Annotated in this window: 8 protein-coding genes; 7 read left to right on the top strand and 1 reads right to left on the bottom strand. The window is 52.7% G+C overall.

What is annotated here, in order from left to right; all coding sequences use genetic code 11:
- Positions 1 to 324 precede the first annotated feature (324 nt).
- Complete coding sequence (locus QZT94_RS00635; RefSeq protein ID WP_296761255.1) at positions 325 to 858, bottom strand: hypothetical protein; 534 nt, start codon at positions 856 to 858, stop codon at positions 325 to 327.
- A gap of 173 nt (positions 859 to 1,031) precedes the next feature.
- Between QZT94_RS00635 and QZT94_RS00630 the strand changes: the two genes are divergently transcribed.
- The 7 genes from QZT94_RS00630 to QZT94_RS00600 all read left to right on the top strand — a co-directional run bounded on the left by QZT94_RS00630 (position 1,032) and on the right by QZT94_RS00600 (position 8,944).
- A complete protein-coding gene (locus tag QZT94_RS00630; RefSeq protein ID WP_296761257.1) occupies positions 1,032 to 1,541 on the top strand; it encodes a peptidylprolyl isomerase in 510 nt (169 codons plus the stop codon).
- A gap of 48 nt (positions 1,542 to 1,589) precedes the next feature.
- Positions 1,590 to 2,303, top strand: coding sequence for a rhomboid family intramembrane serine protease (locus QZT94_RS00625; RefSeq protein WP_296761258.1), 714 nt, complete (start codon positions 1,590 to 1,592; stop codon positions 2,301 to 2,303).
- A 157-nt stretch (positions 2,304 to 2,460) separates the two neighbouring features.
- Complete coding sequence (locus QZT94_RS00620) at positions 2,461 to 4,935, top strand: ATP-dependent Clp protease ATP-binding subunit (RefSeq protein ID WP_072510510.1); 2,475 nt, start codon at positions 2,461 to 2,463, stop codon at positions 4,933 to 4,935.
- Positions 4,936 to 5,091: 156 nt separating this feature from the next.
- On the top strand, positions 5,092 to 5,445 hold the full coding sequence (locus QZT94_RS00615) for a type II toxin-antitoxin system RelE/ParE family toxin (protein WP_296761260.1): 354 nt from the start codon (positions 5,092 to 5,094) through the stop codon (positions 5,443 to 5,445).
- Between the two features lies 1 nt (position 5,446).
- Positions 5,447 to 5,752 (top strand): helix-turn-helix transcriptional regulator, encoded by a 306-nt coding sequence (locus QZT94_RS00610; RefSeq protein ID WP_296761262.1) that lies wholly within the window; start codon positions 5,447 to 5,449, stop codon positions 5,750 to 5,752.
- Between the two features lie 120 nt (positions 5,753 to 5,872).
- The gene (locus tag QZT94_RS00605) at positions 5,873 to 6,637 is read left to right on the top strand and encodes a hypothetical protein (RefSeq protein WP_296761263.1); all 765 of its coding nucleotides are present in this window, start codon (positions 5,873 to 5,875) and stop codon (positions 6,635 to 6,637) included.
- Complete coding sequence (locus tag QZT94_RS00600) at positions 6,638 to 8,944, top strand: hypothetical protein (protein ID WP_296773084.1); 2,307 nt, start codon at positions 6,638 to 6,640, stop codon at positions 8,942 to 8,944. It abuts the gene before it with no gap.
- The last annotated feature ends 44 nt before the right edge of the window (positions 8,945 to 8,988 follow it).

The following is an 8,988-nucleotide window of genomic DNA, read 5'->3' as shown; positions in this document are numbered from 1 at the left end:
GGGTCTTATCTTTGTCTGGTACTTTCTAAGCCGCTCACGTACTTGAATAGATCTGGAACGGTAAAAGGATATCTGTGTGAAGCGGGCATAAGTTTTATCCGAGCAGGTGCGGTGGGCATAGAGTTCGTGAAATACCGCCGGTATTTTGCGAACTCTGGGCAGGAGGAAAAACTTATGCCCGCTTCCTCGCTAGTCAGGGTCTGCCTTATTACCGAGCCAGACCCGTTCCAGGGTGTGGGCTGGTTGCACTGCGCAATTGGCATAGCAATGCCCTCCCTGCTTTTGGCAGGGAGGGCAGCTTTAACTATTTGAATGATTTACGGTTTACTTTTCAACCTTATCTTTAACCGCATCAACGGCATCCTGGGCTTTGTCGGCAACGTCCTCGGCAACCTCTTTAGCCTTGTCCTGAGCGTCCTCGACAGCTTCTTTCGGGTCAAACTCGCTGACCTCGACGTCCTCCCAGTATTCTTCAGCCCAAGGGTCGTCAACCGGCTGGGAACGGCGGTAAAGTAGATAGCCAATTCCGCCAGCTAAAGCCGCCAAAATCAGGAACAAGAAAGTCTTACGTCCTCGCTTTGGTGAAGACTTGCCAACCTTTTCCGCTAAAGCCTCACGTCCGTTTGCTGAATGTTTCTTCAATTGCTTACTAGCCTCCTTAAAAGACTTCTCGGAATACTTCTTAGCATCTTGGAACTGATCCTTCATACTATCAACCGCGCTCTCAACAGTGGGCATCAAGTCAGAGGTAACCTTTTCCTGTAAATCTTGAGCACCCTCAATCACGAACTCTTTACCCTGGTCGGCTAAATTACGTGCCTGTTTAACCAGCTTCTTGTATGGGCAGCATTTCTTCATAGTAGCTCCTTTAACTGGACTGAGCCGAGGCGCTCTCGCTTCGGTGATGCCAAATCCTACCATTCCAGTTTAGACGCTGAATGCAAACTTGGGGGAAGAATAAGCCAGGCGATTTCACTAGATTAGACTAAGACAAGTATCGGAATTACCGCATTCATGAAAGGATAAAGGCTATGGAAGCAACAATTCACACTTCAAAAGGCGACATTAAAGTCGAACTATTTCCGGATAAAACCCCGATTACCGTAAACAACTTCAAAGGTCTAGCCACCGGTGAACGCGAATGGCAAAACCCGGCAACCGGACTAAAATCCAATGAACCCCTGTATGACGGCGTAATTTTTCACCGGGTAATCCAGGGCTTCATGATTCAGACCGGCGACCCCCTGGGTACTGGCACCGGCGGCCCCGGTTACCGTTTCGGGGATGAAATCGTACCGGAACTAAGCTTTGACGAACCCTACGTTTTAGGAATGGCAAACGCTGGTCCGGGTACTAACGGTTCCCAATTCTTTATCACCCAGGTGCCAACCCAATGGCTAAACGGCAAACACACCGTGTTCGGAAAAGTTACCGATCAGGCCTCCCGTGACGTGGTAGACGCAATCGCCGCGGTAAGCACCGATGGGCGCGACCGTCCTCTAGAGGACATCACCATCAAATCCATTGAAATCAGCGAATAGCTAAAACTATCCGTAACCACTGGCAAAAAGCCCAAATGAACAGGACAAATGGTTAAAACTGGAAACCGTGTTGATGTAATAAACATTCTGATTATTACCTGCGGGATTGTCTATGTGGCATCTTGGTTATTTCCCAGCCTGGTAGAACAATTTCTGTTCCACCCGGCACTGGGGTTATATCAGCCCTGGAGATTCCTCACCGCCGCGTTCCTCCATTCCGGAATAATCCACCTCGCCTCCAATATGGCGTTCCTGTATATCCTGGGGCAATTAGCCAAACAGGTTATGAGCTCGTTCCAAATCGTCCTAATCTACTTGCTCTCTGCCTGGGCGGGGTCATTAGGAATGGTGATTTGGACACTGCTAACTGGACAGCAAAATGCAGTAGTTGGAGCCTCCGGCGCAGTCATGGGACTATGCGCCGGAGTCTTCGTCTACACTCGAAACCTACACGGAATATCAACCTCACTAGGTGGATTGCTAATCATAAACCTGTTAATCGGTTTCGTAATCCCCAATGTCGCCTGGCAAGCCCACCTAATAGGCGCACTGGCAGGGGCAATCACCGGTTGGGCGCTACACCTGGTAGCAGTAGTTTCCGGCAGGATAGGACGCAAAAAACTAGGGCAAGCAATTCCCGATGTGGTAGACCGTAGGCGCGCCGCTAACGCGGTTAAACGCACCCAAATAATAGGGAACGCGCTAGTAACAGTGATACTGACCACCCTGCTGCTATTGAGTACCCTCGCCTGCTACCTATAGGAAGCGGCAGATACCTATCGCGCCTGTTTCGTCCTCAAAATAAAAGCAGCCTCCGCCGGTAGTGAAACCAGGCGAGCATCTAAGCCAAAAACACCATAATGGACATAGTGGAGAAAATACCACCCGAAAAATCCTCCCCTAAAGGTCAAGGAGAAATATGTTCGAACGCTTTACAGACCGGGCACGCCGCGTAGTCGTTTTGGCGCAAGAAGAAGCGCGAAACCTAGAGCACAACTATATCGGTACTGAACATATTTTGCTGGGGCTGATTCGCGAAGGCGAAGGCGTAGCCGCAAAAGCCCTGGAAATGGCGAACATTACCCTAGAGGGCGTGCGCGAACAGGTCGTCGAGATTATTGGCAAGGGCGAGAACGATTCCAAAGACCATATTCCTTTTACTCCCCGCGCTAAGAAAGTCTTAGAACTGTCAATGCGGGAAGCGCTACAGCTCGGGCATAACTATATCGGTACTGAACATATTCTGCTGGGGCTAATCCGCGAGGGCGAGGGAGTCGCCAACCAGGTGCTCACCAACCTGGGGGTTGATTTGGGCAGTATCCGCCAAAACGTGATTCATCTGCTGTCTGGTTATCCCGGGTCGGCGCAAGATGCCTCTGGTGGAGAAACCGTAGGGGTTGGAACCGGTAGCCAAAAACCTCAAAAATCTGGCTCTGCAATCCTGGATCAGTTCGGGCGTAACCTTTCAGAGGCGGCACGGGAAAACAAACTAGACCCGGTGATCGGACGCGTAAACGAGATGGAAAGGGTCATGCAGATCCTTTCCCGGCGCACCAAGAACAATCCGGTGCTGATCGGGGAACCCGGGGTGGGTAAAACCGCGGTAGTAGAGGGACTTGCGCAGGCAATTGTGCGCGGAGATGTCCCCGAAACCCTGAAAGACAAGCATATATATTCCCTGGATATGGGTTCTCTGATTGCGGGATCGCGTTACCGCGGCGATTTCGAGGAACGCTTGAAGAAAGTTCTGAAAGAAATCCGCACCCGTGGCGACATTATTCTATTCATCGACGAGATTCACACCCTGGTGGGGGCGGGAGCCGCCGAGGGCGCGATTGACGCAGCCTCCATCCTTAAACCCATGCTGGCGCGCGGTGAACTGCAGACCATTGGAGCTACCACTACCGAGGAATACCGTAAATATATTGAAAAAGATGCGGCCTTGGAACGGCGTTTCCAGCCGGTGCAGGTAGAACAGCCCAGCGTGGAAGATACCGTGAAAATCTTGACCGGCTTGCGTGACCGCTACGAGGCACACCACCGGGTAATCATTACCGATGATGCGATTAACGCGGCGGCAACTTTAGCTGACCGGTATATTTCCGACCGTTTCCTACCGGATAAAGCCATCGATTTGATTGACGAAGCGGGCGCGCGCCTGCGTATCCACCGCATGACTGCACCCCCCGAGATTAGGGAAATGGATGACAAAATCGATGAGGTGCGCCGCGATAAAGAGGCCGCAATTGATGCTCAAGATTTCGAGAAAGCTGCGAGTCTGCGCGATCAGGAAAAACAGCTCGGTGAAAAACGCGCCCAGCTGGAGGCCGACTGGAAGTCCGGGGAGGGCGACCGGATTGGCACTGTCGATGAGGACTCTATTGCGGAAATCCTGGCAATGTCCACCGGCATCCCGGTGTTTAAGCTGACCGAAAAGGAAAGCGCGAAACTGCTGCACATGGAAAATGAGCTGCATAAACGGGTTATCGGCCAAAACGAAGCGGTCAGCGCCCTATCGAAATCTATTCGCAGGACGCGCGCAGGGCTTAAAGACCCGAATCGTCCCGGCGGTTCCTTTATTTTCGCCGGTCCTACCGGGGTAGGTAAGACCGAGTTGGCGAAAGCCCTGGCAGAGTTCCTGTTCGGCGACGAGTCAGCGCTAATCCAACTGGATATGTCCGAGTTCGGGGAAAAGCATACTTCTTCGCGCCTATTCGGGGCTCCTCCTGGATATGTGGGTTATGACGAGGGCGGGCAGCTGACCGAAAAGGTGCGCCGCAAACCCTTCTCAGTGGTGCTCTTTGATGAAATCGAAAAAGCCCATGCCGATATTTTCAACACTCTCTTGCAGGTGCTAGAGGACGGGCGGCTGACCGATTCGCAGGGGCGGATGGTTGATTTCAAGAACACCGTAATCATCATGACTACTAACCTGGGTACTCGGGACATAAATAAAGGGGTACAAACCGGTTTCCAGGTCGATAACGACCAGTCCGGCTCCTATGAGAGAATGAAGAACCGGGTTAAAGAGGAACTAAAACAGCAGTTCCGGCCAGAATTCCTCAACCGCGTGGACGAAGTTATCGTCTTCCCGCAACTGGGTATGGAAGAAATCCGCGAGATTGTGGATTTGATGATTGCTAAACTTCAAGAACGTACCCAAGAACAAGATATGACCTTGAAGCTCACCGATGCTGCTCGCGAGGAACTTGCCACTCGCGGTTTCGATCCCGTACTGGGGGCGCGTCCTTTGCGGCGCACTATCCAGCGCGATATCGAGGACGCCCTCAGCGAAAAGATTCTTTTTGGAGACATCGAGCCGGGTCAGGAAATCGTGGTTGATGTACGCGAGGGCGAGGACGGGGAAAAGGAGTTCACCTTCAACGGTAAGTAGACCGCACCTACTCGTCCCCCGTAAGTTGCCTCTCCCGATATATTTTCGCTGTCCCTAGCCGTGCCTCGGTATAGGGACAGTTGAGCTGTAAATGAGGGTGACTTTAAACCCTGTTTAACCCTTGTTTTTAGAACCTATAAGTTCTAAACTGCTAGTGTGTGGACAGTTGATGTTGAGCTAGTATCCCAATGGCTATTAACGCTTGACGAAAACTCGCGTGCGCAGGTAGTAGCGGCTTTGGAGATTCTGCAAGAGCATGGTCCGGCGCTGGGTAGACCCCTGGTAGACAGTATTTCGGGTTCTCGGCACCGAAATATGAAAGAGCTGCGTCCAGGCTCTAGCGGCAAGAGCGAAATCAGAATTCTGTTCGCTTTTGACCCTATTCGGCAAGCTATCTTGTTAGTTGCTGGGGATAAGTCAGGGCAGTGGCAACGCTGGTATCGAAAGAATATCCCCATTGCTGACGAGCTTTATGACTGGCATCTAGAACAGTTGCGAAGGAGGAAGTGAAATGACTGTGACTTTAGATGATTTTCTAACGGAACATCCGGTGGACAGAACTTTAGTTGATTCTCATAAGCAACGGATGATGGCGGAAGTTCGCGCCTATAAGCTGCGGGAACTGCGGGAAGCCTCCGGACTTACGCAGCAGCAACTGGCCGCGCGTATCGGGGTTTCACAACGGCAAGTTTCCAAGATTGAACGCGGAGATTTAGAAAGCACCAAAGTCGGCACTATTAGGGGTTATCTGGAGGCCGTGGGGGGAGGGCTCGCGGTAGAGTTCGTCCGTGGCGACTCCCGTATCCGGGTTGCCTAGAAAGATATCTGGCGCGGTTTTTTCCTACCGGATTCTGCTGGTACGAGCCAAAACTAGCTTCGCGGTCTGCGCTACCTATAATCTCGCTATAATGTGAAGTTAGGAGTTTAAGGAGGGCGCGTGAGTGTAGTTCCACACCCAAAAGCCGAAGCCACAGGGCTTGCGGCTGATTCTAGTCAAACCCGCGCCGCGTCCTCATCGGCAGAAACCTCTTTACCCCCGCGACCATTCCTTGAAAATTCGGGAGAGTATTCCCAGGTAAACCCGATATTATTCTTAGATGTAGACGGTCCGTTAAATCTTTGGGGTAGGGCGGGTCGGCGTATCCTTAACCCCTTATTGCGCGCCCGCCTGGTGCAGCTCAAAGAAGACGGTTCCCTCAACGTTAATCTGGTATTTTCACGCCTCCTGGGAGCAAGACTGCGTGAACTGGCGAAACATTATGAAATTTGCTGGGCTACCTCCTGGAATCAGTGGGCAAATCAGTATCTATCCCCGCTGTTGGGTATCCCTCAGGATTTACCTTGGGTTAATTGCCCGAACGGAGATCCGCGTTCTAAATTTTCCGAAGTTATCACCTCGGCTGAAACCAACAGTTTTGCCTGGGTAGATGATTTCTTGACCGAGGAGGTAGCGGAGGCTGTCCAAGAAAAGTTACATCCTGCCCAAAGTGCGCTTCTAATTTCTCCGCATATTATGTGCGGTATCGATCGCGAAGTTGCTCACCTGCTAAAATGGTTTTCAAAGATGCAGGAAACTGGACGTGAACCTGGCAAACGTGAGGTTCGCAAAGCGGCAGCTATCCTCACTTCTCGGCGAGTGGCTGCCTGGCTGGTCACGCCGGGGATGGGGACCTGTTTAAGTTCGCGAAAGGGGCGAAGCTAGGTGTCTAAGCTAACCATAGATGAGGTGGTCAGGCGCTGCCTTGAGCTAGCTGAGCAGTTGGCACCGGAGCTTGCCGATTCGCGTTTGAGCGAGCTACGTAGCGGAATCGAGCAGGCTCGCGCAGCATTCAAGACGGCAGATTTACCTCGCTGGCAAGTAAAAAGACTGGTAGATACGGTGGCGTTGGCGGGAATGCTTTGCGGTAAAGGTGAGCTTGCTGAAGCGGCTTTCGGTTTATGGATGAAAGCCGGGCAGTCCATTTCCCAAAATCCGGCATCTCTAGTTTTGGAGGCTCTGCCAGATTTAGGAAAACAGGTCTACACAGAACCAAAGAAGGCGGGGGTAGCGCAACTAGCACTACAGCCCGCCCTAGACCCTGAGCCACTATCACCGCAGGTAGCGACACCTGTGCATCCTCAAACAGTAGCTGCAGCGCCGCTACCCCCAGTACCGACGCAACCAACAGCGCCGATAGCACCACAGACGGGGGCGGAGCTAGCTCCCAGCTATTCTCCTACAGGCTCTATTGCACAGGAGGTAACCAGCGCGAAGTGGGGAAATAGCGTTGAGGAATCACCTGCTGAGGGCGTTCAGGTCACCCCGCCGGTTCAAAGCCCGCAAAATAACTCGGAACGCTTACCTGAAGATACAGGTGAGAACCAAATCTCTGGAATGGGTTTAGCTGCCATGGTTTCAGCGGCTTATGCTGCCGCCAATGATTCACCTAGCCCTACCAGCTCAACTGCTCCCAGCTGGCGCACCCCCAGCGGTGAATTATCTTGGATTCCGGTGTTAAACGGAAGTGACCACCCCCTACCGGCAGCAGAGAATCAGCAGGTAGCAGCCGTTCAATCGGGGACGCTATCACCGGTTTCCAGTCCTGAAACCAATCCTGTTGTCAAAAATACTTCCAGTAAAGAGTTTCCTGCCCGCCGTTCCCTAGCTAGCCGGCGTTCCCAGCCAAAGATGCAAGAGGGCAATCAACCCGCTATGCGTCCAGCACCTCCTCCGCCCCAAATCTCACCGGCGAGTTCACCCCCAGAAACTGCCGCCCCCATGAAACCGGCAGTTACCTCCCCGCTACCAGCTAACTCGTCCTCCCTAAAAATGCCGCTAACCCCGCAAATATCGGCAAATAACCCAAAGCTTGCCGAGATTGGTACCAACTCGGTAGCCACGCCCAATAACCTGAGCCTTCCCGCCTCGGCACTTGCCACGCCTAGCCCACAAACAGCTGTTCCCGCAGCCCCTAATCCGCTGCCAGCTGCGCCTATCCCTAGTGAGCAAAACTTATCCAAACCGGTTGATAAAACTAGAACCCCTGCAAGCTCGCCAATCCCACCCAGCTATCTGGCTCCGGCAACTTTGCTCGAAGCTATTGTCCCTAACGCTCCTGCCAGCGCGCTCCCCGCAGATTTAGGTTTCGATGCGGAACTAGAGGTAGATTTCGACGAGCTAACTTCCCAATCCCCGCCATCACCCGCAGCTGTGAAAGAAATCGACGCGGCAACGCCCGCGAAGGAGATTTCCGCACCCCCGATTAAACGTTCTGCTTTTGCAGAGGTCGAGGACGAAATGCCGGAATCTTTAACGCGCCACCAGCCCCCGCTGACGCTATCATCACTGGCAGGTTCTGATTTACGAAAACCGGCTCAAAGCGTACTCACCCCTTCACGGGTGAGCCTATCGGCACCTGCAAAACAGCGAGAGATACTAGCTGAGGCTGACCGGCAGCCTTCAACCAAGTTAATTACGATTCGCGTGCGCGGATATTTTGATTACAGACCACGTTTTACCCGCCCCAAAAAGAGCCTGGACGAGCCGGCTGTTGCTGGCTCTAGCGCCTCCTTCGAAAAAAGTATTATTAGCGCAGAAGGTCCGATGCCGCTCGCATTTTTGGCGCGTCGGCTGTGCCAAAAGTACCGGATTGAATATAACGACCAACGCCCAGATGAAGCTAGTCGCTGTCTATCTTCCGATTTGAAACTGGTATCCGAGCCGGGAATGCGGACAGTGTGGCCGGCGGAAGTGAATCCGGATGAGTGGAATATCGCCCTGCAATCCCCGATTGGTTTGCCACGTAAACTAGGCTCGCTCACCTTAACCGAGGTGGTAAATGCGTTGCGCTGGCAGATTTCTCGCACCAATAGCATGGAGCGGGAAGAAACTATTCGCTTAGCCTTTGAGCTGCTCTACGGAGTTTCACCCCTAACTGAGGAGGTGCTGGCGTTGGCGGATCGGGCTATCTCTTATGGGATTGGCAAGAATCTATTGGCAGCCGGAAATGGTAGCCTCTGGTTGCCCTAGCTGACAAGTTGGGCGGGGTGACCGGAAACTTTCGTTTCCGGTCA

Origin of the sequence: Varibaculum sp. (assembly GCF_008661855.1) — a bacterium.
Taxonomy (GTDB): domain Bacteria; phylum Actinomycetota; class Actinomycetes; order Actinomycetales; family Actinomycetaceae; genus Varibaculum; species Varibaculum timonense_A.
The sequence above is the reverse complement of the archived record's forward strand: the minus strand, read 5'-3'. Positions and strand labels throughout refer to the sequence as shown.

Coding starts and splice junctions, on each gene's coding strand:
- QZT94_RS00620 (WP_072510510.1), top strand. CDS start 2,461: ATGTTCGAACGCTTTACAGACCGGGCACGCCGCGTAGTCGTTTTGGCG.
- QZT94_RS00625 (WP_296761258.1), top strand. CDS start 1,590: ATGGTTAAAACTGGAAACCGTGTTGATGTAATAAACATTCTGATTATT.
- QZT94_RS00635 (WP_296761255.1), bottom strand. CDS start 858: ATGAAGAAATGCTGCCCATACAAGAAGCTGGTTAAACAGGCACGTAAT.
- QZT94_RS00610 (WP_296761262.1), top strand. CDS start 5,447: ATGACTGTGACTTTAGATGATTTTCTAACGGAACATCCGGTGGACAGA.
- QZT94_RS00630 (WP_296761257.1), top strand. CDS start 1,032: ATGGAAGCAACAATTCACACTTCAAAAGGCGACATTAAAGTCGAACTA.